Origin of the sequence: Paraburkholderia sediminicola (assembly GCF_046026855.1) — a bacterium.
GTDB lineage: Bacteria > Pseudomonadota > Gammaproteobacteria > Burkholderiales > Burkholderiaceae > Paraburkholderia > Paraburkholderia sediminicola_A.
Genome location: NZ_JAQQET010000015.1, coordinates 1 through 23,597, shown reverse-complemented (window position 1 = coordinate 23,597; position 23,597 = coordinate 1). Strand labels below are relative to the sequence as shown.

The following is a 23,597-nucleotide window of genomic DNA, read 5'->3' as shown; positions in this document are numbered from 1 at the left end:
GCTCAGTAGTAACCGCGCGGACGCAACGGTTCGACACCGCCGACGCTGCTCATATAGGTGTTCCACTGTTGCACGAGGCCGTCGATTACGGACGGATTCTGCGTCGACACGTCCTGCGTTTCGCCGCGGTCGGCGCTCATGTCGAACAGTTGCCAGTGTCCATCCACCGGGCCCAAGGGCGGTTCGGTCCACAAGGCTTTCCAGCGGCCGTCGGCGCTGCGCAGGTAGCCGCGGCCGTAGGCTTCGTCGCCGAACGACGCGGTGTGCACGGCGTCGGTAGTCTGATCGTTCAGCAAAGGCAACAAAGACTGCCCGGTGATCGGATAAACGTAGCGATTGTTGTAGACCACCTTGCCCTTGTTCTGATCGACACCGGTGAGCGTATTGATCAGCGGTGGCGCGGCTTGTGTGGGCGGCGGGATCTGCGCGACGGCGAGGAACGTGGCGGTGTTATCGGTCACGTGCGTGAAGTCACGCAGCGTGGGTTTCTGGGCGGTCTGACCCGGCAGATGGACGATCAATGGCGTGGATACGCCACCTTCACCCGAATAACCCTTCGTCAAACGGAACGGCGTGGCGCTCACTTCGGCCCAGCGCAAACCGTATTGCAGGCGCTGTGCGTTCTGCTTGCCATTGTCGGTGCCGAGTGTCGAATAGACCGGGTCCGCGGCGTTGGCTGTGTCGGTGGCGGTTGGGTCCGCGCCGGAGTCGATTGGCCAGCCCTCGGCGCCGTTGTCCGACTGGAACATGATGAAGGTGTTGTCGTATTCGCCGATGTCTTTCAGATGCTGGATCAGCAGGCCGATGTTGTGGTCGAGATTTTCGACCATGCCCGCGTAGATTTCCATGTAACGCGCCTGGGCCTTCTTCTCGGCGGGCGAGAGGCTTGCCCATGTCTTGTTCACGTTGCCTGGACCATAGTCGGTATAGCCCTGCGCGGCGCTATGCACGGCGCTCACATACTTCGCATTGGCGGTGCCGTTGTTTGCGGTGGCCGCTGTTGCTACAAGCGTTTCCGATGCGCCGCCATAAGGCACGAAGTCGTTCGGAATGATGCCGAGCGCCTTTTGCCGCGCAATGCGCGCGTTGCGGATCACGTCGTAGCCGGCATCGTATTTGCCGACGTAATTGTGTAGATAAGGATCGGGGACTTGCAGCGGCCAGTGCGGTGACGTGTAGGCCGCGTAAGCGAAGAACGGCTTACCGTCGCCCTTGTTCGAATCGATGTACGAGATCAGGCGTTGCGTGTAGAAGTCGGTCGAGTAGAACACGGCGGGGCTGCCGCCTGCGCCGCCCGGTTGCCCAGGCTGACCGGGTTGCACGTACTTGCCGTCTTCGGTGTAGTTCTGCGAGTTCGCCAGTTCGTGAGCAAAGTGATTGGTCGCGGCGCCGCCGAGCAGCGCATAGCTGTGCTCGAAGCCCCATTGATCCGGCGTCTGCCCGCCGCCCGTCGTGCTGCCGACGATACCCGAGCCAATGTGCCACTTGCCGGCCATGTACGTGTGATAACCGCCGTCTTTCAGCAATTGCGCGACCGACAGCGCGCGGTCGTTCAGATAACCTTCATAGCCAGGCAGGCCTTTGCGTTCGTCGGTGGGCACCCCCATCGTGCCTTCGCCGACCAGATGGTGATCGGTGCCGGAGATCAGCATTGAGCGCGTGATGGCGCAGACGGTGCCGGTATGGTGATTCGTCAGGATGCGGCCCGACTGGACCAATGCGTCGAGGTTGGGCGTGTTGATTTCGCCGCCAAAGGCATGGATGTCGGAATAGCCGAGGTCGTCGGCCATGATGTACAGAATGTTCGGGCGCTTCTGCGCGACCACGGGCGCAGCAGCAGCCGGTCCGGGCAGATTATCGTCGCCGCAGGAGGCGAGCACGACGAGGCTGGCGACGGCCGCGCCGATAATGCCAAGACGAAGGGTGGGGCGTTGCGATCGTTGTGTTGTCATTGTTGTGCTGACCGGATATGTCGGGTCGCCGATGTTAGCAATGACGTCAGGACGGCCAAAGATCGATTTCTGCGTTGCTATGTTCGATTGTCGATATAGGCGCTAGAGCGTGATGGGGGATATAACGCGTGGCGCTATTTCGTGCGTGTTCTATGCGCGGCTAGTTGCCCGGATCGGTCACGGGTTTGTCCGGATCCGCAAGCGTCTTATAGGGGAGCGACGCTGCGTGCGGATCGGTTGTAGTGTCGTCGATCACGCGATCGACATCCGCGGTTCTAGCGAGTTCTGCGAGGAATGTCTGTTTGTCGAAGCCCGGCGCAACGCAGCCTTGCACGTAAATGAAGCGGCGTTGCAGTGTGAGCCACAGCGTTGACTGTTCGCGCCAGTGGGTAGCGTAATTGATGTTGGCGAGACGCCGTTGGACGGCGTCGGCGATTTCCACGTCGTAGAGGTACGCGTTCCACAGACGGCAACGGCCTTCCACCCAGCAGCTATTGCCGCGCTCGATCCGGTAATGGCTGTCGTCGAGCCATTCCTGCTCGGTTTCGAGCGGGCCTAAGGGCACCGGGCATTCGCTGATCGCTTTGGATACTTGAAAGAACGGGTCGTGGCCACGGTTGACGCGTTGCGCTTCTGCGTGGGCGTGAGTGGCGGCCAGGCAGAGCAGCAGACTGAACAGAGGTTGTTGGATCAGGCGTTTCATCGTCCTGGGCTCCCGGATGTCGAGCGTGGGTAGACGGGTCGACGGTTTTGATTCTCGGCTACTCAGTTGAGATTATGCAGCGGTGGCTCAGGACCTCATTGGCTTTTACGCCGATTCTCGACGGCGAACTTGATCAACTCGGCCTGACCTTCGATATCGAGCTTGCGTTTCAGATTCAGCCGATGCGTTTCTACTGTGCGCACCGACAGGTCGTTGCGTTGAGCGATCTGCTTGCTCGAGAGGCCTTCCGCGAGCGCATCGAGAATATCGCGCTCGCGCGGTGTGAGCCGTTCAATGGGCGATTGTGTCGCCGATGCCTGAATCAATCGCGCGCCCAGCCCCGCACTGAAAAACGTCTTGCCTTCCAGCACCGCGCCGATCGCCTGAATGATTTCGGTGGCGGGGGAGTCTTTGAGCACGTAACCGCTGGCGCCCGCCCGCACCGCCTGGGTCACGTACTCGAGATTGTCGTGCATGGACAGCATCAGCACGCGTATCGCCGGGAAGCGCTCGTGAAACATGCCGGCCAGCGCGATGCCGTTCATCCCGTTCATTCCAACGTCCATCAGCACGAGATGAGGTTCGTGGCTGGCCGCGAGCGCGAGCGCTTCCTGCGCATTGCCCGCTTCGCCGACGATTTCGATGTTGCGCACGGCTTCGAGGCGGGCGCGCAAACCATCGCGTACGAGTGGGTGGTCGTCGATCAGAATCAAACGTGCGATAGCGAGTGAGATGTCATTCATGATCAGATTTCCTGCAAGGGCGGCGATTGGTGCGCAGACGCAACGACTGGCACGCGCGCGGTCACGATCGTGTGGCCGGCTTGCGAACTGAGTGACAGCTTGCCGCCCAGCGCGTCCAGCCGCTCGCGCATATTGCGCAGGCCCACGCCCGCGCGAAGACTGACGAGTGCGTGCGCCACGTCGAAACCGTGCCCGTTGTCCGAGATCGTCAGCGTAACGGCGTCGTTCGATACCTCCAGCGATAGCGCCGCGCTGGATGCGTGTGCGTGTCGCACGATATTCGTCAGCGCTTCCTGAGCAATACGGAACAGCACGGTGTTTACCGCCTCCGGCAAAGACACCGCGTTTGTATGTGCGATCTGCGTGAAGCCGATCTGGATACCCGATTCATCGCTCAACTCGCGCGTGAGCTGCTCCAGTGCGGCCGCTACGCCGAGGTCATCGAGCATCGACGGACGCAGCGCGTGGGAAATGCGGCGCACTTCACGCAAGGTGTCGCCGATGCGCGCGACGCTGGTTGATAGCGCGGCTTCCGCTGCGGGCACTCGCACGTCGCTGCGCTCGAAACGCGCCTGTGCCGATTCGAGCAGCAGTTTCACGGAAACCATCATCTGGCTGATGCCGTCGTGCAATTCACGCGACAGGCGTGCCCGTTCGTGTTCCTGCGAGTCGACCACCTGCTGCGCGAGCCGCTTCAGTTTTGCGTCAGCGCTGCGATATTCGGTGACGTTGAGCACCAGTGCGCACAATGCGATCACGGCGAGTCCGGCCACGGCGATACCGTCGATCCACTGCATCGTGCGATCGATGTTGGCCGCCGCGCCCTGATCGATGTGCGCCAGCGTGGCGTCAATATCGTCGAGATAGATGCCGGTGCCGATCATCCAGCCCCAGCGTTCGAGCGGCACCACGTAGCCGAGTTTCGACGCGAGCTTGCCTGTCGACGGACGATGCCACACGTAACGCACGTAACCACCGCCGCGCGAGGCCGCAGCGAGCAGTTGCTGGATCGTCAGTGTGCCCTGCGGATCGCGCAGCGCCCATAGATCGCGTCCGACGAGGTCGGGCTCGCGCGGATGCATCAGCGAACGGCCGTGCATGTCGTAGACGAAGAAATAGCCGTCCTTGCCGAAATCCATTTTTTCGAGCATGTCGAGCGCGCGGGTACGCAGCATCGCATCGTCGCGCGCGTTGTCGTGGCCGGCGTTGTAGAGCGGGGCGATCGCCGTGGTCGCAAGCTCGACGTAGTGTTTGAGTTCGATTTCCTTGCTGGCCATGTACGCGGCCTGGGTGGTCGCGTGCTGCGTCTCGGCGAGCGCCGTGGCTTCCTGACGGACACCGGTTTCAATGCTGGCGATGGCCGCCAGAAAAGGCACGATCGCCAGCAGGACAATCTTCGCTTTGAGTTTCATCGTTGAAAGGGCGGCCGATGGGCTACGTAGTAGTACGTAGCCGGCTTACGTAGTTGCGCGCTTGTGAGGACGCTCACGAAGGCGAATACTACATCCCCGCGACGTATCGCGCCTTCTGGCGTGCGGTGTCGCGGTGTCCGGGCCGCCCCGGCATTTTTATAATCAGGCAGGAGACATATGAATCCGGTTTCAATGCCAGTGTGCGTACTGTCGCAAGGCGATGGCGCTTGCCGTCGCCGCGAGCGGGCATCTGCACGCCCCGTGCATGACGTGCTTCGAGGCCATTGCTCATTCGTATGAACGTTCGACTCGCCGGGGTGTAGCGGCCGTCGCGCTCTGGCGCTGTGCAAAAAGCAAACTCCGGTTTTGCCGCCTAATATCAGGTAACCGGTTTTCCGCGTGCCCGGCCACAAGTCATGGCGCGCGGTTTCAATAATAGACTTAGGAGAAGTGTGTGGAGACCTCCCAATCTGCCGGCCGTTCATGGCTATGGCTTATCTTGCTGATCCCGTACATTGCGTTGCTGTGGTTGCCGTTTTATAACGACACGCGTCCCTCGTTCGCCGGCTTCCCGTTCTTTTACTGGTATCAGTTCTTGTGGGTTCCGTTGACCTCGCTACTGATTTACGTCGTGTATCGAGGTGTCAAATGAGCGATGTCAATCCTGTGAACCCGGTTGCGATGACCGTCTTTATCGCGTTCTTTGTTCTCGTCACCGTGATCGGTTTTTTTGCCGCGCGCTGGAAGCGGGGCGATCTGACGCAATTGCACGAGTGGGGTCTGGGTGGCCGCCAGTTCGGTACGGTGATTTCGTGGTTCCTCGTGGGCGGCGACTTCTATACCGCCTATACCGTGATCGCGGTGCCCGCGCTGGTGTATTCGGTGGGCGCGTATGGCTTCTTTGCGCTGCCGTACACGATCATTGTCTATCCGTTCGTGTTCGCGGTGATGCCGAAGCTGTGGAAGATCGCTCATGCGAAGAACCACATCACGGCAGCGGACTACGTGCAGGGTGAATACGGCGGCAAGTGGTTTCCTGCTGCCGTTGCGATCACCGGTATTGTCGCGACGATGCCGTATATCGCGCTACAGCTCGTGGGGATGCAGGTGGTGATCAAGGGGCTCGGCGTGACCGGCGAAATGCCGCTGATCGTCGCCTTCGTGATTCTTGCGCTGTACACGTACGCGAGCGGCTTGCGGGCGCCTGCGATGATCGCGTTCGTTAAGGACATCATGATCTACATCGTCGTGATCGCGGCTGTATGGCTGATTCCTGCGAAGCTCGGCGGCTATGCGCATGTGTTCGATGCAGCCGATACGTATTTCAAGGCCAAGGGCGGCGCAACCGGGATCATTTTGAAGCCGACGCAATTCACCGCTTATGCATCGCTTGCTTTGGGCTCGGCCCTGGCGGCGTTCATGTATCCGCATACGATGACGGCGGTATTGTCGTCATCGTCGGCGAATACAGTGCGTAAGAATGCAATTTTTCTTCCGGCATACACGCTGTTGCTGGGACTGATTGCGTTGCTCGGCTATATGGCGATTGCGGCCGGCGTGCATGTGAAGTCGGCGTCCGACATGGTGCCGGCGTTGTTCAATACGCTGTTTCCGTCGTGGTTCGTCGGTTTTGCGGCCGCGGCCATTGCGATTAGCGCGTTGGTGCCCGCCGCGATCATGTCGATTGGCGCGGCCAATCTGTTCACGCGGAATTTGTGGCGCCCGCTCGTCTCGCCGAATATCACGCCTGAGGCGGAGGCATCGACCGCGAAGATTGCTTCGCTCGTCGTGAAGTTCGGCGCGCTGTTGTTTATTGTGTTTTTGCCGACGCAGTATGCGATTGATCTGCAGTTGCTGGGTGGGGTTTGGATTTTGCAGATTTTCCCGGCTATTGTGTTTTCTTTGTATACGCGGCGGTTGAACACGCCGGGATTGTTTCTTGGGTGGCTTGCCGGGATTGTGATTGGGACGGGGATGGCCATTTCGCAAGGGCTTAAGCCGGTGTTTGCTCTTCATATCGGTGATGCGACCTATCCGCTTTATATTGGGTTGATTGCGTTGGCGGCTAATATTGTTGTGAGTTTTGTGGTGTCGGTTTTGTCGCCGAGGAGGGGTGTGGTTGCGGTTTGAAGTTGGGGTTTGGCTGGCTGGCGCTTTATGTCTGGTTGCCTACGGCGTTGCCTTGTTTTGTTTGCCCGCGCGGCGCTTTTTGGTTGTGTGCCTGCGGTGTTGGCCTTTCCTTGAATTGTTATTGGTTTATTAGCGTTGCCCCTGTGCGGGGCAGGCACTTACTTCTCTTTGCCGCCGCAAAGAGAAGTAAGCAAGAGAAAGCGGCTCACACCGCTAATTCTTAAGCGGGTCCCCCGCACAGTTGCGGTAGTGGTGCATCTGGAATCCGTATCCTCGTACATTCCGCGTGAGTGACAAAGCGCTCATCAGCTCCCACTCCGCACTGCGTGCGTCGCGGATGGGTCTGCCAGGGAAACCGGGGGCTTCGTTTGGGCGCGGTGGGAGCCGTCGGCTTCGCCTCGGCGAGACGCATCCGCACTCATGCCCCTCTTCGAATGAAATGTCAGTGTGTGGATGTTGCAGCCATAGGCATAGCCGTGGCTGCAGTTTCAGTTGCCGTGGCAGTGGCAGTGGCAACGCAACGGCGAGCGACGGCACTGGGTAAAAAGTGGGAGCGTAAAACGCAGCGGGTGGTTTTATGAGGTGCGCGTCGGCGCGCGCGGCGCTGCCGGAAGTATGACAGCCTTGTCACGAACGCGGAGTGTGCGGGAACACAGATTCCAGATGCACCACTAACCCTTCCAAGCCAGGGGACCCACTTAAGAGTTAGTGGTTTGAGCTGCTTTCTTTTGCCTACTTTTCTTTGCAGCAGGCAAAGAAAAGTAGGTGCCTGCCCCGCACAGGGGCGACGCTAATAAACCACTAACAATTCAAGGAAAGGCCAAAGAAGCCAGATCAAGAAAAGTCCAAAACCGCAGGTAAACAGACAACACCAAAACCAATCCAGACAGACAAAAAAAACACTACGGCATGCTACGCGAAACACCAACCGGCTGGGACCGCCCAATTGCCGCTGGAATAGCCGAACTGGCGGGCGAACTTTCATCGATCGTAGTACGGCCACCATCGCGGAAGAAGGCGAGCTCCGCAGCCTTATTCAGCACGAGGATGCTGATGCGCCGATTGGTCGGTTCGTCGGCGACATTGCTGTTCAGCGGCAACACATCGGCAAGCCCGCGCACCTGCAGCAGTTTCTCGCCATGCATGCCGCCGGCCACCAGCGCGCGGCGCGCGGCATTGGCGCGCTCTGACGACAACTCCCAGTTCGAATAGCCTTCCGGCCCGGCCGTGTAGGGCACCGCGTCGGTGTGGCCGGCAATCGAGATGCGGTTTTCCACATCGTTGAGCGCGGCGCCGATTTGCGTCAGGATCGTCACGGCGTAAGGCTGCAGCTTCGGACTGCCGGACGAAAACATCGGCCGGTTCTGCGAGTCGACGATCTCGATGCGCAGGCCTTCGTTGGTGATCGAAATGCGTATCTGATCCTTGAAGGCCTTTAATGCCGGGCTCTGTTCGATCAAGGCAGTGAGCTTCTCTTTTAACTGCTGGAGCCGCGCCGCGTCCGAGGGCGCTATGGCCGATGGGGCCGCAGCCGGTGGTGTGGGCTCAGTCTGGCTCTTCTTGCCAACGCCGGGCCGGGAGTCGGAGATGTCGCGGCCGCCGCCTTGCACGACGCTCGGGCGCGCCGCGGCCGTGCCCTCATTGCCGCCGAGCAGGCTCGACAACGGAGTGTTGAAATAGTCCTCGATGCCCTGCTTGTCGTACTTCGACGTCGAGCCGAGCAGCCACATCAACAGGAAAAACGCCATCATCGCGGTGACGAAGTCGGCGTAAGCGATTTTCCATGCGCCGCCGTGATGGGCGCCATGATCGTCGCCCTTTTTCGAGCGGCGCACGATCACGGCCGCGGGTATTTCGCCCTGCTGCGACGCACTCGATTTTCTTTCACTCATGATGCCGCTCCATTTCAGGCCGATTTGGGCATCTTGGTAGCGCGCACGGCGTCATCGAGTTCCTGGAAGCTCGGACGATCGGCGGTGAATAGCACCTTGCGGCCGAATTCGACGGCAATCGGCGGGGCATAGCCGGAAAGCGAAGCGAGCAGCACGGCCTTCACGCATTGATAAGGTTTGGCTTCGGCGCGGCCCTTGGCATTGAGCAGATCGGCGACGGGGCCGATAAAACCATAGGCGAGAAGAATGCCGAGGAACGTGCCGACCAGCGCACCGGCGATCATTTCGCCGAGCACGGCGGGCGGCGCGCCGACCGAGCCCATCGTATGGACCACGCCCATCACGGCGGCCACAATGCCGAATGCAGGTAAGCCATCGGCCATCTTCTGAATCGCGTTGGCCGCGATCGACGCTTCCGCGTGATGCGTGGCCAGCTCTTCGTCCATCAGATCCTGCACCTCGAGCACGTTCACGTTGCCGCCGGACATCATGCGCAGATAGTCGACGATAAAGTCGAGCAGATGATGGTCCTCCAGCACGTGCGAATACTTCTGGAACAGCACGCTTTCCTGGGGCGCTGCGACGTCGGCTTCGAGCGACATCATGCCTTCCTTGCGCGCCTTCTGAAGCAACTCGTAGAGCAGGGCGATGAGTTCGAGATATTTCTCTTTCGTGTAACCGCCGCTTTTGAAGCACGAAGGAATCGTCTTGATGGTTTTCTTCAGCGTGGAGGTCGGATTGCTCACGACAAACGCGCCGATCGCCGCGCCGAAAATACAGAGTAATTCGAACGGCTGAACGAGCGCGAGAAGATGCCCACCCACACCGAGAAAACTACCGATGACAGAACCGATTACCACCACCCAGCCAATTACGACAAACATGCTTTCTCCGATTACCCTTGCGCGACGAACGTTCGACAGAACAGGCCCCATTTCAGGAGTCTTTTCGCGCGCGTCACAAAAGTTTCGTATGTACCGGTAAACGGCTGGATTCGCGATGTCTGAAGTGTCGACTACCCGTAGAAATGAAAATATTCACCAATTGGTTAATTCTTCGAATCGGCTTCCGGTAATTTTGTCCACATTGCGGCCTATCGTTGCGACTGCAACCAATTATGGATATTCCCGGACTGGATAATTGACAACGTCGACGCAGGGCAGATCTATTCAAAATGCATGTCGCCAAGTGCTCTGCTAGCATGGCAAACAATTTGTAAAGACGACCGGTCCCGGCGCTCAAAGCCGTCATCCGGCTTCTCGTCGGCTCATGAATCCCGGCAGCGACAGCGGCCCATCCGGAGTGTGAACTGCATGCAGAATCTGAATTCGGCTGTTAGCCGCAGGCTGGCAATCACGGCGGCTTCGTGCATCGCCGGTCTCCCTCTTCTGTTCTCATCCAGCGTCGTCCATGCTCAGGAGTTTTCGCTATTTGGCGGTGGCTCGCGCGCGGGGAACACGAACACTTACACGTGGGCGTTCAACTATCAGGAGGGGCTCGGGCAATACTTCGCCGCGAGCTTCACGTGGCTCAATGAAGGGCACATTCCCGATCATCATCGCGACGGCCAGATGGTCCAGCTATGGGGCCGCATTCCCGTGGGGAGCCCACAGTTCGTCCTGCAGGCGGGCGTCGGCCCATACCGTTACTTCGACACCACTACCGCCGTGCAAGGCGGAAGTTATTCCGACACCCACGGCTGGGGTGTCGTGTATAGCGTGCGCGCGGCGTACTACGCGTCGAGCCGGTGGATTACACAACTGCAGTTGAATCGCGTGCATGTGCAACGCGGGCCGGATGCGACAAGCGTGATGTTCGGCGTCGGCTATCAGCTCGATGCCCCAGGCACCCCGGGGCCGCGCGACTGGGCGAGCGGCAGCACGCACAAGGTCACCAACAACGAAGTGGCGGTGTACCTTGGCCAGACCATCATCAATTCGACTGACTCGCCGAGCGCGCTGGGCGGCGCGATCGAATACCGTCGTGGCCTTGCGAAATACCTCGACGTGACGGTCGGCTATCTGCACGAAGGCAGCAGCAAGGCGTCGCGTCGCGACGGTATCACCAGCCAGTTGTGGGCGACCCGTGCGTTCCTCAACGACAAAGTTACGCTGGGACTCGGCGTGGGCGCTTACTATGCGATCAATGAGTACGAAAACAGCCTGACGCCGGGCCCGGGCGCCGGGAAGTTTTCCGGCCTCGTCACGATCGCGGGCTCGTATCGCCTGACCGATCACTGGGACGCGCGGCTCGAATGGAATCGTGTCGTGACACGCTATGATCGTGATTCAGATGTGATTTTCGGCGGTGTGGGTTACCGTTGGTGATGGCTCACGTAACTGCGTAGTTCGATGCACCCGGCGGCGTGGCATTCGATACTGAATGCCCGCACACCGTTTCATAAGACGTCCCGTTTTACCGTGCCAGCAGAAGCAGTCTTCTAGAACCGATAGTCAAGATTCGTACAGAAACCGGAGAAGAGCATGAAAGCCAGCACCATCGCCGAGCGGGAGGCCCGTGGCCGTGCGGCCCGCGAACACTCGAAACGTTCGAGCCATCGTACGGTAGGGGAGTTGAACCGCAACCCCATCGAGTTGCTCAGGCAAAGCAGCGAGGGACGCATTACGAATCTGGTGCCGCTGCGCTATGGGCGCATGGCCGTATCGCCTTTCACCTTTTTTCGCGGTACCGCGATCATTCAAGCCCACGACCTAAGCCAGGTTCCCGACACCGGCCTCATCATGCCGATTTGCGGCGACGGCCATCTGATGAATTTCGGCGGATTCGCGACGCCGGAGCGTCAACTCGTATTTGATCTGAACGACTTCGACGAAGTCGCGATCGGTCCTTTCGAATGGGACCTGAAACGTTTGACTGCGAGTCTTGTAGTCGCCGCGCGGCACATGCGTTTGAGCAGTGGTACGGCAGAAAACCTGGTGATGACAGCCGTTAGCGAATACCGTGATCGCATGGCGCAATACGCGCAATGCGGCGCACTCGAACTATGGTACGACCGCATCACCTTCGATCGGATGGCGGAAACCGCCCTGACCCCCGAGCGTCGTCGCACCGTGCGCCGTGGCATGGAAAAGGCCGCGAGCCGTACGCACGAAAACCTGCTGGAGAAAATGGCGGAACGCGACGGCGACCACTGGACGATCCGTGATGCGCCGCCGGCGTTGTTCCACGTGTTGGGTGCGAATACGCTATTTACGCCGGAAGAGAGTGACGTATACAGGGCGGGCAACTGGCGCAAGATGCTCGAGCGCATGTGGGGCGAGTACCTGAAGACGATGTCGCACGACCGGCGTGAGCTGCTGAGCCATTTCACCGTACAGGACATTGTGTTCAAAGTGGTGGGCGTCGGCAGCGTGGGCACGCGCTGCATGGTGGTGTTGAGCGTCGATCACATGGACAAGCCGCTGTTTCTGCAGATCAAGGAGGCGCGGCCGTCGGTGATCGCCCGGTACTATAAGTCGCCGCCCATCAAGCACGAGGGCGAACGCGTCGTGCAGGGGCAGCGTATGTTGCAGGCGGCGAGCGACATTTTTCTCGGCTGGGCGAGTGGACCGGCGGGGCGCCATTTCTATTTTCGGCAACTGCGCGACATGAAATTGTCGGCGAACATCGAGTTGTTCGACACCGATCTGCTGGAAGGTTACGCGAAACTCTGTGGCTGGATCATGGCGCGCGCGCATGCCAAAGCGAGCGGCCAGGCGATCGAGATCGGCGCGTATATCGGCCGTGGCGATCAGTTCGCGGAATCGCTGGCCGGCTACGCCGCCAGCTACGCGAACCAGGTGGAGCGTGACTACGACGTGTTCCTGAAGGCCTGCCGTAGTGGCGAGCTCGAGGCGCGCACGGACGAAGACATGGCAGCGGATTTCCGCGTTTGACCGCGGTGTTGGCGCGGCTTGCTGATGAATATGTCAGCGAGCCGCGCGGAAGGTGTGCCCGGTTCAGTCGTCGATACGTGCTTCACGCAGCGTCACGAACCGCAAATGCTGCCGGCGCGCCGCGTCGATCACGCGTGGCAGAACGGCGAGTATCAGCGGTTTACCCTCGATGGTGAGCGCGGCATTGCCGTCGTGCAGCAGCAGAATGTCGCGCGGGGCAAGGCCGTCGAGCAGCCGGTGCGTAACCACCTGCGGATCGCGCTCGCGCGTGTCGTAGCCGCGCCGCGTCCACGCCGCGAGTCGCAAATCGAGTTTGCGCAGCACGGGCTCGAGAAAGATGTTGCGCAACCCCGCCGGTGCACGGAAGAACATTGGCCGCTCACCGCTCAATGACTCGAAGGTGCGCTGCGCGGCGTCGATCTCGCGTGTGAGTGCGCCCGGAAACGTGATCGAAAACGTGTGCACGTGAACCTGCGAGTGGTTTTCGAGCGTGTGGCCGCGCGCGACGATTTCGCGTGTGAGGTCCGGATAGCGCTGTGCTTTCGCGCCAATACAGAAGAAGGTGGCGCGCACATCGAAGGCATCGAGCAGATCGAGCACTTGCGGTGTGACAACAGGGTCGGGACCGTCGTCGATGGTCAGTGCGATCGCGTCTGCGTTGCGCGTGCCCTCTGGCAGGCGCGTCCAGTTTGGGCCCAGCAGCGAGGTGCGCGGCAACAGGCCGGCCACGGTGAAAATAGCGTGATTCGCGAAGATCGCGGCCAGCCACCATGGCCACGCGGCGGGCGCCAGCAGCCATCCGGCCAGCACGAAAATGTGCCAGGCGGCGGTGGCCGTGAGCATCGCCGGATAGCCGGTGCGCGGCCAGCGGCGCTGCGGCGCGGACGGGGCGCCCTGCGGCGGCGTGGTGAATTCGTTCATAAAAGCGTGCTTCCTGTCTTCCTCCCTCCGTCCTGGGAAGGTCTTGAATCGCGCGTGACGCGCAACGGCAAACCATACCATTGATGCGTCGTTCGACGCTGTTGCGGAGGGTAACCAGAAGTAATGAAAGCACGCTGAAAGACACCATGCTTCGCGACAACGGCTGTGACGTTGCGTTTGTGATGGACGATCGGCTGTTGTATGGTGCTAGGGCCAAAAACGGAGCAGGAGACGCACGGTGACAGGAACGGGAATCAGGAAAGTCGCGCTGGTGACGGGCGCGGGCAGTGGTATCGGCCGAGCCTGCGCGCTCAAGCTGCTGGAACACGGCTATAGCGTCGTACTCGCGGGCCGTCGCCAGGCGCCGCTCGACGTCGTGGCTGAAGAAGCACGGCAACTCGGCGGCGACGCGCTCGCCGTTGCCTGCGACGTGACGGATGCCGACAGCGTCGCCGCGTTGTTCGACACGATCCGCGCGCGGCTAGGCCGGCTCGACGTGCTGTTCAATAACGCGGGCCGCAACGGCTCGCCCGTGGATATCGACGAACTGGCTATCGACGAATGGCGCTCGGTGGTCGACACCAATCTCACCGGCGTATTTCTCTGCACACGCGCGGCCTTCGGTCTGATGAAAACGCAGACGCCGCGGGGCGGCCGAATCATCAACAATGGCTCGATTTCGGCGCATGCGCCGCGGCCGAACAGCATCGCCTACACGGCGACCAAGCACGCAATTACGGGCATCACAAAAGCGGTTTCGCTCGACGGCCGCAAATACGACATCGTCTGCGGGCAGATCGACATTGGCAATGCCGCGACGGAAATGGCCGAGCGGATGGCGCGCGGCGTGCCGCAGGCGAACGGCGAGATCGCGGTCGAGCCGTTGATGGACGTGCAGCACGTCGCCGACGCAGTGCTGCATATGGCGGAATTACCGCTCTCGGCGAATGTGCAGTTCATGACCATCATGGCGAGCACGATGCCGTTCGTCGGCAGGGGCTGAGCGCGGCGGCGCGGCGTTCGGGCGTGAGCGGGCAGAAGGAAAGGGCCTGGATGTGAATTGAAGACGCGGGCTCAAGTCGCGAGCCGCCGCCGCGCGTATCGCGGGAGATCAACTTATACTGAGGCCTTCCCGCTTTCGAAAAAGCCATTCGCCGTGCCCCGAGCCACACCCAAGGACGACCCACAGCCGGTGCCGCCCGTGCAGCCTGACCTCGACGATTGTTGTCATAGCGGCTGCAATCCGTGTGTCTTCGATCTCTACGATGAAGCGCTCGATCGCTATCAGTCGGCGCTCGCCGAGTGGCAAGCACGGCAGGCGGCGCTGAAGGCGCGAACGGCGCGAACGGCACGAACGGCGCATGCGCCGCAGAGCAAACCGCGCACGCGCCGCTGAACGGCGTTTCCGGTTTTTACGCCCAGGCCACAGCCATACCACGTCTCCGTCATGACCGACCTCCCGCTCGCGCACATCGAACCCTTCAACGAATCGCACACGCTGGACGACCTGCATACCTTCGTGCAGCGTTATCCACGACTGTTCGTGCTGACCGGCGCGGGCATCAGCACCGACTCTGGCATTCCAGGCTATCGCGACGACAACGGTGAATGGAAGCGTTCACCGCCGATCACGCTGCAGGAATTTCTTGGCACCGTGGCGATGCGTCAGCGCTATTGGGCGCGCAGTATGGTGGGCTGGCCGGTCGTGGCCGACGCGCAGCCGAATGCCGCGCATACGGCATTGGCGCGGCTCGAGGCAGCGGGCCATGTGCCGACGCTCGTCACGCAGAATGTCGACGGTTTGCATCAGCGGGCGGGCAGCCGCGAGGTGATCGAGCTGCATGGCGGTATTGACGGAGTGACCTGTCTGGACTGCGGAATGCAGCATTCGCGCGCGTCGATCCAGCAGACACTCGAAGCCGACAACCCCGCGCTGCTGAACGTCACCGCCGAAACCGCCGCCGACGGCGACGCGCATCTGGAGTGGCACGATCTCGAATCTTTTCGCATCCCGGCGTGCACGAACTGCGGCGGTGTGCTGAAGCCAGCGGTGGTGTTCTTCGGCGAAAGCGTGCCGCGCGAGCGTGTCGAAGCGGCTTCGCATGCGCTCGACGCGGCGGACGCCGTGCTGGTGGTCGGCTCGTCGCTGATGGTCTATTCGGGCTACCGCTTCTGCGTGTGGGCGCAGAAGCTGGGTAAGCCGATCGTCGCGATCAATCTGGGGCGCACGCGCGCCGATGCGCTGCTGTCGCTGAAAATCATCGCACCCTGTGCCGATACGTTAACCGCGCTGACGGGCCGACTTGCGCTGGGCTGAGCCGGCCGCTCGAAACCTGCCGCCCAACGGGTCGCCCGAGTCACGCGCGGCCCGCGTAAATCGCCCATAATCCCAGTCCGAATCTCGCTTCACGCAGCACCGCTCTCACTCAAAGCAACCGCCACACACAAGGTAAGCCGATGTTGACGACGATGGAACAGCTCGAAGCAATCTACGGTCAGCCCCACGAGCGCGCTGTGCGCAAAGAAATTCCCTACGTCAACGAAGACTATCGCGCGTTCATCGAAGTCGCGCCCTTCGTTGTGCTCGCCACCGCCGGTCCCGAAGGTCTCGACTGTTCACCGCGCGGCGACGCGCCGGGCTTCGTGCGAGTGATCGACGAACGTACGCTCGCGCTGCCGGACCGCATCGGCAACAATCGCATCGATAGTCTGCGCAATATCATCGCCGAGCCGCATCTGGCGCTGCTGTTCATCATTCCGGGCGTCGGCGAAAGTTTGCGCGTGACCGGCCGCGGCCGCATTTCCAACGATCCGGAATTGCTGGACAGTTTCGCCGTCGAAGGTAAACTGCCGCGCACCGTGCTGCTGATCGACGTCGACGCGGTGTACTTTCATTGCTCGAAGGCGCTGGTGCGCTCGAAATTGTGGGATCCGGCGCGTCATGTCGAACGTTCACGCCTGCCGAGTGCGGGCGCGATCCATCAGCGCATCAACGGTGCGAGTTTCGATGCCGTGACCTACGACCGTGAACTTGCCGAACGCGTGCGCACGACCCTGTACTGAAACAAAGTGAACATGACTGATTCCCATCTGGCGCTGCGGCAACGCTCGCCGTCCGCGGAACGCAATCGCGAACCGATCCTTGCTGTATTGCGCGAGGTGCTGCCCGCCACCGGCCGCGTGCTGGAAATCGCGAGCGGCACGGGCCAGCACGCTATCTGTTTTGCCGGCGCGATGCCCGGGCTTGACTGGCAACCGAGCGATCTCGATGCGGATGCGCGCGCGTCGATTGCCGCGTGGATCGCGCACGAAGGGCTCGCGAACGTGCGCGCACCGCTCGCCCTCGACGTGCATCAGACGGATTGGGGCGTGCAAACGCTGGATACGCTCAATAAGCTCGACGCCGTAGTCTGTATCAACATGATTCACATCTCGCCGTGGAGCGCGACGCAGGCGCTGTTCGCCGGCGCGAGCCGCCGTCTTGTCGATGGCGGTGTACTGTATCTGTACGGTCCTTACAAACGGGGCGGCGCGCAAACTTCACCGAGCAACGACGCGTTCGATCAACAATTGCGCAGCCGCGATCCGGCGTGGGGCGTGCGCGACATGGAAGCCGTGGTAGCGTTAGGCGCATCGGTCGGATTCGTGTGCGACGAACCGATCGCGATGCCGGCGAATAATTTCAGTCTGGTTTTCAGGAAACACCTGGACGTGGCGCGAGTCTGACAGACGTTCGGTTGCGTGAGGCGCCGCGCGCGGCGGAAAGTCCCGCTCCTTGCCCGCCAACGAGCGCCAAGCCGGCATTTCTTTTATCCTTTCACCCTCGACGTCCCGCCGACGTTTCTTCCGGCGCGGCGTCTCGACATTTTTTGGACTCTGGAGAATTCACATGGGCAAACAGGCAATCGGCGTGGTGGGGCTGGCGGTCATGGGCCGCAATCTGGCGCTCAACATCGAAAGCCGCGGCCACGCGGTGTCGGTATTCAACCGTAGCCGCGAGAAAACAGACGAACTCATCGCCGAATATCCGGACAAGAAACTGGTGCCGGCCTTCACGCTGGAAGAGTTCGTGGAGTCGCTGGAAAAACCGCGCCGCATTCTACTGATGGTCAAGGCAGGCGAGCCGACCGACGCCACCATCGCGTCGCTCAAGCCGCTGCTGGACAAGGGCGACATCCTGATCGACGGCGGCAATACGCATTTCACCGACACCATCCGCCGCAATCAGGAACTGGCAAAAGCCGGCCTGCATTTCATCGGCACGGGCGTGTCGGGCGGCGAAGAAGGCGCACTGAAAGGCCCGTCGATCATGCCGGGCGGTCAGCGCGACGCCTATGACCTGGTCGCACCGATCCTCACCGAAATTGCCGCCAAGGCGCCGGACGGTGAACCGTGCGTTGCGTACATGGGGCCGGACGGCGCGGGCCACTTCGTGAAGATGGTGCACAACGGCATTGAATACGGCGATATGCAGCTGATCGCCGAGAGCTACGCGGTGCTCAAGCAGGTTGTCGGTCTGTCGAACGAAGAGTTGGGCAAGGTCTATACCGAGTGGAATCAGGGCGAACTCGACAGCTATCTGATCGAAATCACTTCGAAGATTTTCGGCAAGAAAGACGAGGAAACCGGCAAGGACCTGGTCGACGTGATCCTCGATCGCGCGGCGCAGAAGGGCACGGGCAAGTGGACCAGCCAGAACGCGCTCGACCTTGGCGCGCCGCTGCCGCTGATCACGGAAGCTGTGTTCGCACGCGTGCTGTCTTCGCTGAAGACGCAGCGCGTGGCCGCAAGCAAGGTGCTGGAAGGGCCGGCGGCCAAACCGCTCGGCGCCGAGCGCGACGCGTTCATCGAGTCGGTGCGCCGTGCCCTGTACTTCAGCAAGGTGATTTCGTACGCGCAAGGATTCGCGCAACTGCGAGCGGCGTCGGAAGAATACAAGTGGGATCTGGACTACGGCACGATCGCGAAGATTTTCCGCGCCGGCTGTATCATCCGCGCCCGCTTCCTGCAGAAGATCACGGACGCCTATACGAAAGACAAGGGGATCGCCAATCTGCTGCTCGATCCGTACTTCCGCGACATCGCGAAGAACTATCAGTCGGCGTTGCGCGAGGTGGTGATTGCCGCCATCAATGCGGGTGTACCGGTGCCGGCATTCGCGTCGGCAGTGGCGTATTTCGACGCTTATCGTTCGGAACGCCTGCCGGCGAATCTGGTGCAGGCACAGCGCGATTTCTTCGGCGCGCATACGTTCGAACGTATCGACAAGCCGGGCAGCTTCCACGCGAACTGGAGCTAAGCGTTTGAACCCGTAGCCTGGCGCGCGCTTGCCATAAGGTGCGCCGGGCTGCAGGTCCGATTGAAATCGAGACAGACAATTATTGCTCAAAGCTATTGGGCAAATAGCATGGCGGGGCGACAAACCGTCTACTGTTGCGAAAATCGAAATAGAGTTTCGTCGTTTTAGGGGTTTCCCCTAAGTGTCGGCGCTCCTAAACTTGTACTTAAGCGCTACGGGACAACGAGCCCAAAGCGAATCAAAACAAGTTCTGGAGGTTTACATCATGAAGACTCTTATCTCTGCAGTTGTCGTCGCCGCCGCTCTGGTCGCTCCTGTTGCTTCGTTTGCCCAGTCGAACCAGCCGGTTACGCGCGCTGAAGTCCGCGCTCAACTCGTGCAACTCGAAAAGGCCGGCTACAACCCGATCGGCGATCAAATCGACTATCCGGCTAACATTCAGGCCGCACAAGCACGCGTCGATGCGCAGAACGGCACTGCTCAAGCTGTGAACAGCGGCTACGGTTCGCCGATCGCAGGCACCTCGCAAGCCGGCCGTCCGGTGAGCGGCAACGACCGTAACTCGGTTTACTTCGGCAACTAATCTGCGCCGAAGCTGATGCAAACGCCGCCTGGCTGACAGGTAGCGGGTAATAAAAAACGCCGACCGGATTGCCGGGCGGCGTTTGTCGTTTACGGCGCGGGTCAGCCGTCGGTTTGATTTCAGGCTGCGACTCAACGATTCGGCAAATGCGGAATTCCTTCGTTGCTGGTCAGATTGAGCTGATGAATCTGCCGATGCGCCTTGTTCAGATGCGCCTGCGCGGCCACGCGTTGCGCTTCCAGTTGCGACACCTCCTTGTGCAACTGATGCTGACGGTTCGACACCGTCTGTTCCTGTGCACCGCGCCGTTGCAGATCCGTGCGCAGCCGTTCGGCCTGCGCCTCGGAGCGCGCGATCATGCGCGCAAGCTGTTCGTTTTGCGCCTCAAGTTGCGCGCGGCGCGTTTCGCCGTCCGAGAGCCGTGTCGCCTGTTCCTCGAAGTGATGGAAGGCCGCTTCGGCAGCTTCGAGGTCGGCGGCTTTGAGCGCGCGCCACAGCGAGCCGTCCTGATACAGCGCGACGTAGTAGGTTAGTTCCTTCGCGTGAAAAAGCAGGCTCACGGAATAAGCGAAGCTGCGGAACACGCGGAACGGCGTCAGCGCTTCCTCTTCGGCGAGCCATTCGATTTCGGCGGTGTCGGCCATCTGCACGCCGCGCGCGCTGACCTGGGAGGGCACCACCGGCACCGGCCGTAATGTCGTCACCGGCCGCGCCGGCTCAGCGGCCGGGAGGGGCGCAGCCGCGGTAGCGGCGGGTGTCACGCCGGCCGCCGCGGCCAGCGCCGCGTCCTCCCTGTCGTCGAGCGAGACGGGATCGGCGGCGTTCTCTCGCGCGACCTGCACGAGATGCGATGGGCCTGCCAGTACGCTGCGGCGGTTCAGGAGACTTTTCACGGCGGTTCCTCCGGTTGACTCGCCCGAAACCTTCAGACGGCGCCGACGGTCAAGCATGCCGGACAATCTGGCGGTTCGAGCGGTGAGCGAAAAGTGGCGGACCGGCGGCGCTTTTCGGTGAACGCCGAGGGTGCGCAGCAATGCGGATGCGTTTGCGCGAGCGCGGCTTTAATGCAGGGTGCGGTGCCGGCGGCCTATTTCATCGAACAACGCGCGGCTGGGTTCCAGGGCAAGCAACCAGGATTCGTCGTAACCGCTGAGATTGTCGAGCGCCTCACGCAGCCGTTCGATCGCCAGAGCCGGAATCTCGACGCTGGCTTCAACGCCACTCGCCAAGCCCGCGATACTGGCAAGCTGGACCAGCGCGTCGGCGGCTTCGGCAACGTCTGCCGCGAAAACCAGGTGCGTGTTCAGCAACTCGACCAGACCGGGCGACGCCGCAATATCGTCGACGTTGAGTTGCACGGCCAGAAACGTGGCTTTGTTCATCCCCAACTCCTCGCAGGATCCAGGCGTTTTGCGTACGGTGCGTTCCGGCAGCATGACTGAGTATAGGCGAGGGTTGAAAGGATTCAATAATCACACGAATGTGCTCGAGCGATCTCGTGCCAGCGGTCGTGCCTGCCGCAACACCTATAATAGGGCCAGTCGAAACGCGTGATCCTGCCGGGCCGGATGGTTCGGTATGCGGCACGGATAACGCGCCGGCAGCGTCTGCTTCTCAACCTGCTATTCACCATGAAGATCATTCGCAGCAAAAGCTTCACCGCGACGCGTCCATGGGGCGCGCTCGATATCGCCAACATGCGCGGCATCACGACGCGTCTGCATTGGACCGACCAGCCGTACAAATGGCATGTCAACGACGGCGAGGAAGTATTCGCCGTGCTCGATGGTCGCGTGGAGATGCGCTACCGCGAAGGCGGCGTGGAACAGTCGGCCATTCTGGAAACGGGCGATGTGTTCTACGCGTCGGTGGGCACTGAGCATGTCGCGCATCCAATTGGTGTGGCGCGCATTCTGGTGGTCGAGGCTGAGGGCAGTGTCTGACGATTCCCTGCGCCGATGCTGTGTCAAAGCCATCGCCGATACACACGGCGGCATAATGGACAGGCGCCGCGGCGAGCGGCACGGCAAATGCGTCGGGCTGGTTGAATCCGATTGAATCAAATGTCGAGGAAAATCACATGACAAGACAATGGCAATTCACGGCGACCCGGTTGCTGATCGCAGCCACATTCGGCGTGATGATCAGCGGCTGTACGTCGATGCCGTGGGACAGCACGCCGTTCTACAGCAGCGCGCCATCCCATCCGACCACCCTTGGCACGGTCCCTGTGCCGGCCGGTTACTACCGCGCCAATCCGGGTGACACGCTGGCGGCCATCGCGTCGGCGTACGGCCGTAGGCCGCAGGAGATTGCCGCATGGAACGGCCTCGCGTCGAATTCCGCGGTCAATCCGGGGCAGGTTCTGCGGGTGGCGCCGCCAATGGCGTCGGGTAGTGTGGTGACACCGCCGGTTAATGTTGCCGGTCAGAATGGTTCGGCCACGACGCCTGGCGCCGCTGGTGTTGCGCAGCAAGGCGTGCTGCTGTGGCCGTTGCGTGGTCCCGTGCTGAAGACCTTTGCGCCGGGCAAGTCGAACGGTATTGTGATCGGCGGCCACCCGGGCGATCCGGTCAAGGCCGCCGCGACCGGCCGGGTGGTTTACGCGGGCACGGGTATCGAGGCGTACGGTCCGCTTATCATCATCAAGCACGACGACTCGCTGATTACCGCCTACGGGCAGAACAGCACGCTGCTGGTCAAGGAAGGCGACGCTGTCGCGCAAGGGCAAACGATCGGCGAAGTCGGCGTGGATAGCCGGGGCGTGGCGTCGATCCAGTTCGAAGTTCGCCAGAACGGCCAGCCGGTCGATCCGCTTGCGTGGCTGCCGAAGTCAGGCGGGTGAGCCGGGCGGCATGAATCCCACACGTAGCGTAGACAAACAGAGACATACAAGGCTTTCATCATGATCGATTTGCGCAGCGACACCGTAACCCGTCCGACCGCGGCCATGCTCGCGGCAATGTCGGCCGCCGAAGTGGGCGACGACGTCTGGGGCGACGACCCAACCGTGCTGCGTCTGCAGGCAACGGTCGCGGAGCGCGCCGGCAAGGAAGCGGGCCTGTTTTTCCCGAGCGGCACGCAAAGCAACCTGGCGGCGTTGATGGCGCATTGCGCGCGCGGCGACGAATACATCGTTGGCCAGTTGGCGCACACCTATAAGTACGAAGGCGGCGGCGCGGCGGTACTCGGCAGCATCCAGCCGCAACCGCTCGAGAATGCCGCAGACGGTTCGATTCCGCTCGAGAAGATCGCCGCCGCGATCAAGCCGATCGACAATCACTTCGCGCGCACGCGGCTGCTGGCGCTGGAAAACACCATCGGCGGCAAGGTGCTGCCGGCGGGTTACGTCGCCGAGGCGGTGCAGTTGGTGCGTCAGCGCGGATTGTCGGCTCACCTCGACGGCGCACGGGTTTACAACGCGGCAGTCGCATCGGGCAAACCGGTTGCGGCGCTGTGCGAACCGTTCGATTCGGTCTCGATCTGTTTTTCGAAGGGGCTGGGCGCGCCGGTCGGCTCGGTATTGGTCGGCAGCCAGGCGTTGATCGAGGTGGCCCATCGCTGGCGCAAGGTGCTGGGCGGCGGCATGCGCCAGGCCGGCGTGCTGGCGGCGGCTTGCCTGTACGCGCTGGATCACAACGTCGAACGTCTCGCCGACGATCACGCGAACGCCGCGCATCTGGCCGCCGGTCTCGAATCGATCGACCACGTCAAGGTGCAGTCAATCGCGACCAACATGGTGTTCGCGCAGTTTCCCCAGCAGGATTGCGTGCCGCTCGAAGCGTGGCTCAAGGAGCGCGGCATCCTTACGCAGATGCTGTACGCGTCGCGATTCGTTACGCATAAAGATGTGTCGCGTGCGGATATCGATACGTTTATCGCCGCAGTGAAGGGTTATTTCGCCGCGCGTTGATTGATCGGAACGGCGATGTTGGGAATCCCGGATTGAACAGCCGAGTTGAAAGACCGGGATTGAAGGGCTAAGATCGGAATGCCGGGAAGGAAAAGCGGGCGCACTGCCACAGCAGTGCGGCCCCCGGGGGTTTTTTTTGGTGGGCGTTTTGGT

Annotated in this window: 23 protein-coding genes; 14 read left to right on the top strand and 9 right to left on the bottom strand. The window is 61.3% G+C overall.

All coding sequences use genetic code 11. The features are described from left to right. Positions 1–2 precede the first annotated feature (2 nt). From PQR40_RS17870 to PQR40_RS17855, 4 genes are all read right to left on the bottom strand, one after another. On the bottom strand, positions 3–1,952 hold the full coding sequence (locus tag PQR40_RS17870; protein ID WP_408509505.1) for an arylsulfatase: 1,950 nt from the start codon (positions 1,950–1,952) through the stop codon (positions 3–5). 160 nt (positions 1,953–2,112) lie between these two features. Beyond that, positions 2,113–2,655: a hypothetical protein gene (locus PQR40_RS17865; RefSeq protein ID WP_408387842.1), complete on the bottom strand. Its 543-nt coding sequence runs from the start codon at positions 2,653–2,655 to the stop codon at positions 2,113–2,115. 95 nt (positions 2,656–2,750) lie between these two features. After that, positions 2,751–3,398 (bottom strand): response regulator, encoded by a 648-nt coding sequence (locus tag PQR40_RS17860; protein ID WP_408240478.1) that lies wholly within the window; start codon positions 3,396–3,398, stop codon positions 2,751–2,753. Positions 3,399–3,400: 2 nt separating this feature from the next. Then, the gene (locus PQR40_RS17855; protein ID WP_408240475.1) at positions 3,401–4,810 is read right to left on the bottom strand and encodes a cache domain-containing protein; all 1,410 of its coding nucleotides are present in this window, start codon (positions 4,808–4,810) and stop codon (positions 3,401–3,403) included. Positions 4,811–5,264: 454 nt separating this feature from the next. Between PQR40_RS17855 and PQR40_RS17850 the strand changes: the two genes are divergently transcribed. Continuing rightward, positions 5,265–5,462 carry a DUF3311 domain-containing protein gene (locus tag PQR40_RS17850; RefSeq protein ID WP_093634922.1) on the top strand — a complete coding sequence of 66 codons (198 nt, stop codon included), beginning with the start codon at positions 5,265–5,267 and terminating at the stop codon, positions 5,460–5,462. After that, a complete protein-coding gene (gene mctP, locus PQR40_RS17845) occupies positions 5,459–6,940 on the top strand; it encodes a monocarboxylate uptake permease MctP (protein WP_408240472.1) in 1,482 nt (493 codons plus the stop codon). Before PQR40_RS17850 ends, mctP begins: the two co-directional genes overlap by 4 nt. Positions 6,941–7,842: 902 nt before the next feature. Here mctP and motB read toward each other — a convergent pair. Beyond that, the gene (motB, locus tag PQR40_RS17840; protein ID WP_408240470.1) at positions 7,843–8,832 is read right to left on the bottom strand and encodes a flagellar motor protein MotB; all 990 of its coding nucleotides are present in this window, start codon (positions 8,830–8,832) and stop codon (positions 7,843–7,845) included. Between the two features lie 14 nt (positions 8,833–8,846). After that, entirely contained in the window at positions 8,847–9,716 is an 870-nt protein-coding gene (gene motA / locus PQR40_RS17835) for a flagellar motor stator protein MotA (RefSeq protein ID WP_408240467.1), read from the bottom strand. 429 nt (positions 9,717–10,145) lie between these two features. Here motA and PQR40_RS17830 point away from each other — a divergent pair, with 429 nt between their 5' ends. Both PQR40_RS17830 and PQR40_RS17825 read left to right on the top strand, forming a co-directional pair. Beyond that, positions 10,146–11,159 carry a hypothetical protein gene (locus PQR40_RS17830; RefSeq protein ID WP_408240464.1) on the top strand — a complete coding sequence of 338 codons (1,014 nt, stop codon included), beginning with the start codon at positions 10,146–10,148 and terminating at the stop codon, positions 11,157–11,159. 156 nt (positions 11,160–11,315) lie between these two features. Further along, entirely contained in the window at positions 11,316–12,728 is a 1,413-nt protein-coding gene (locus PQR40_RS17825) for a DUF2252 domain-containing protein (protein WP_408509504.1), read from the top strand. A 63-nt stretch (positions 12,729–12,791) separates the two neighbouring features. Here PQR40_RS17825 and PQR40_RS17820 read toward each other — a convergent pair whose 3' ends face one another. Then, on the bottom strand, positions 12,792–13,649 hold the full coding sequence (locus PQR40_RS17820; protein WP_408240458.1) for a polysaccharide deacetylase family protein: 858 nt from the start codon (positions 13,647–13,649) through the stop codon (positions 12,792–12,794). Between the two features lie 238 nt (positions 13,650–13,887). Here PQR40_RS17820 and PQR40_RS17815 point away from each other — a divergent pair, with 238 nt between their 5' ends. The 7 genes from PQR40_RS17815 to PQR40_RS17785 all read left to right on the top strand — a co-directional run bounded on the left by PQR40_RS17815 (position 13,888) and on the right by PQR40_RS17785 (position 19,531). After that, positions 13,888–14,652, top strand: a complete 765-nt coding sequence (locus tag PQR40_RS17815; protein ID WP_408509503.1) for an SDR family oxidoreductase — start codon at positions 13,888–13,890, stop codon at positions 14,650–14,652. Between the two features lie 153 nt (positions 14,653–14,805). After that, positions 14,806–15,045: an oxidoreductase-like domain-containing protein gene (locus tag PQR40_RS17810; protein ID WP_408387834.1), complete on the top strand. Its 240-nt coding sequence runs from the start codon at positions 14,806–14,808 to the stop codon at positions 15,043–15,045. Positions 15,046–15,096: 51 nt separating this feature from the next. Continuing rightward, entirely contained in the window at positions 15,097–15,966 is an 870-nt protein-coding gene (locus PQR40_RS17805) for an NAD-dependent protein deacetylase (protein WP_408387832.1), read from the top strand. A 140-nt stretch (positions 15,967–16,106) separates the two neighbouring features. Beyond that, positions 16,107–16,712, top strand: a complete 606-nt coding sequence (locus tag PQR40_RS17800; protein WP_408387830.1) for a pyridoxamine 5'-phosphate oxidase family protein — start codon at positions 16,107–16,109, stop codon at positions 16,710–16,712. 12 nt (positions 16,713–16,724) lie between these two features. Then, entirely contained in the window at positions 16,725–17,375 is a 651-nt protein-coding gene (locus PQR40_RS17795) for a DUF938 domain-containing protein (RefSeq protein ID WP_408387828.1), read from the top strand. 163 nt (positions 17,376–17,538) lie between these two features. Next, on the top strand, positions 17,539–18,948 hold the full coding sequence (gene gnd / locus PQR40_RS17790; protein WP_408240439.1) for an NADP-dependent phosphogluconate dehydrogenase: 1,410 nt from the start codon (positions 17,539–17,541) through the stop codon (positions 18,946–18,948). A gap of 265 nt (positions 18,949–19,213) precedes the next feature. Then, on the top strand, positions 19,214–19,531 hold the full coding sequence (locus tag PQR40_RS17785; protein WP_408240436.1) for a DUF4148 domain-containing protein: 318 nt from the start codon (positions 19,214–19,216) through the stop codon (positions 19,529–19,531). Between the two features lie 131 nt (positions 19,532–19,662). Here PQR40_RS17785 and PQR40_RS17780 read toward each other — a convergent pair whose 3' ends face one another. Continuing rightward, positions 19,663–20,424 carry a DUF2968 domain-containing protein gene (locus tag PQR40_RS17780; RefSeq protein ID WP_408509502.1) on the bottom strand — a complete coding sequence of 254 codons (762 nt, stop codon included), beginning with the start codon at positions 20,422–20,424 and terminating at the stop codon, positions 19,663–19,665. 168 nt (positions 20,425–20,592) lie between these two features. Continuing rightward, positions 20,593–20,913, bottom strand: coding sequence for a hypothetical protein (locus PQR40_RS17775; RefSeq protein ID WP_408240431.1), 321 nt, complete (start codon positions 20,911–20,913; stop codon positions 20,593–20,595). A gap of 249 nt (positions 20,914–21,162) precedes the next feature. On the opposite strand from PQR40_RS17775, the gene PQR40_RS17770 reads away from it, so the two are divergent. The 3 genes from PQR40_RS17770 (at position 21,163) to ltaE (ending at position 23,444) form a co-directional block, all read left to right on the top strand. After that, positions 21,163–21,474 (top strand): cupin domain-containing protein, encoded by a 312-nt coding sequence (locus tag PQR40_RS17770; protein WP_028198297.1) that lies wholly within the window; start codon positions 21,163–21,165, stop codon positions 21,472–21,474. 137 nt (positions 21,475–21,611) lie between these two features. After that, the gene (locus tag PQR40_RS17765; protein ID WP_408240426.1) at positions 21,612–22,376 is read left to right on the top strand and encodes a peptidoglycan DD-metalloendopeptidase family protein; all 765 of its coding nucleotides are present in this window, start codon (positions 21,612–21,614) and stop codon (positions 22,374–22,376) included. 60 nt (positions 22,377–22,436) lie between these two features. Next, the gene (ltaE, locus tag PQR40_RS17760) at positions 22,437–23,444 is read left to right on the top strand and encodes a low-specificity L-threonine aldolase (RefSeq protein ID WP_408509501.1); all 1,008 of its coding nucleotides are present in this window, start codon (positions 22,437–22,439) and stop codon (positions 23,442–23,444) included. Positions 23,445–23,597 lie beyond the last annotated feature (153 nt).

Excerpts from the sequence above, each read along its gene's own strand:
- PQR40_RS17770 (WP_028198297.1), top strand. The coding sequence starts at position 21,163 with ATGAAGATCATTCGCAGCAAAAGCTTCACCGCGACGCGTCCATGGGGC.
- PQR40_RS17805 (WP_408387832.1), top strand. The coding sequence starts at position 15,097 with ATGACCGACCTCCCGCTCGCGCACATCGAACCCTTCAACGAATCGCAC.
- PQR40_RS17830 (WP_408240464.1), top strand. The coding sequence starts at position 10,146 with ATGCAGAATCTGAATTCGGCTGTTAGCCGCAGGCTGGCAATCACGGCG.
- PQR40_RS17785 (WP_408240436.1), top strand. The coding sequence starts at position 19,214 with ATGAAGACTCTTATCTCTGCAGTTGTCGTCGCCGCCGCTCTGGTCGCT.
- motA (WP_408240467.1), bottom strand. The coding sequence starts at position 9,716 with ATGTTTGTCGTAATTGGCTGGGTGGTGGTAATCGGTTCTGTCATCGGT.
- ltaE (WP_408509501.1), top strand. The coding sequence starts at position 22,437 with ATGATCGATTTGCGCAGCGACACCGTAACCCGTCCGACCGCGGCCATG.
- PQR40_RS17800 (WP_408387830.1), top strand. The coding sequence starts at position 16,107 with ATGTTGACGACGATGGAACAGCTCGAAGCAATCTACGGTCAGCCCCAC.
- mctP (WP_408240472.1), top strand. The coding sequence starts at position 5,459 with ATGAGCGATGTCAATCCTGTGAACCCGGTTGCGATGACCGTCTTTATC.
- PQR40_RS17865 (WP_408387842.1), bottom strand. The coding sequence starts at position 2,655 with ATGAAACGCCTGATCCAACAACCTCTGTTCAGTCTGCTGCTCTGCCTG.
- PQR40_RS17775 (WP_408240431.1), bottom strand. The coding sequence starts at position 20,913 with ATGAACAAAGCCACGTTTCTGGCCGTGCAACTCAACGTCGACGATATT.
- PQR40_RS17825 (WP_408509504.1), top strand. The coding sequence starts at position 11,316 with ATGAAAGCCAGCACCATCGCCGAGCGGGAGGCCCGTGGCCGTGCGGCC.
- PQR40_RS17855 (WP_408240475.1), bottom strand. The coding sequence starts at position 4,810 with ATGAAACTCAAAGCGAAGATTGTCCTGCTGGCGATCGTGCCTTTTCTG.
- PQR40_RS17795 (WP_408387828.1), top strand. The coding sequence starts at position 16,725 with ATGACTGATTCCCATCTGGCGCTGCGGCAACGCTCGCCGTCCGCGGAA.
- PQR40_RS17765 (WP_408240426.1), top strand. The coding sequence starts at position 21,612 with ATGACAAGACAATGGCAATTCACGGCGACCCGGTTGCTGATCGCAGCC.
- gnd (WP_408240439.1), top strand. The coding sequence starts at position 17,539 with ATGGGCAAACAGGCAATCGGCGTGGTGGGGCTGGCGGTCATGGGCCGC.
- PQR40_RS17860 (WP_408240478.1), bottom strand. The coding sequence starts at position 3,398 with ATGAATGACATCTCACTCGCTATCGCACGTTTGATTCTGATCGACGAC.
- motB (WP_408240470.1), bottom strand. The coding sequence starts at position 8,832 with ATGAGTGAAAGAAAATCGAGTGCGTCGCAGCAGGGCGAAATACCCGCG.
- PQR40_RS17820 (WP_408240458.1), bottom strand. The coding sequence starts at position 13,649 with ATGAACGAATTCACCACGCCGCCGCAGGGCGCCCCGTCCGCGCCGCAG.
- PQR40_RS17870 (WP_408509505.1), bottom strand. The coding sequence starts at position 1,952 with ATGACAACACAACGATCGCAACGCCCCACCCTTCGTCTTGGCATTATC.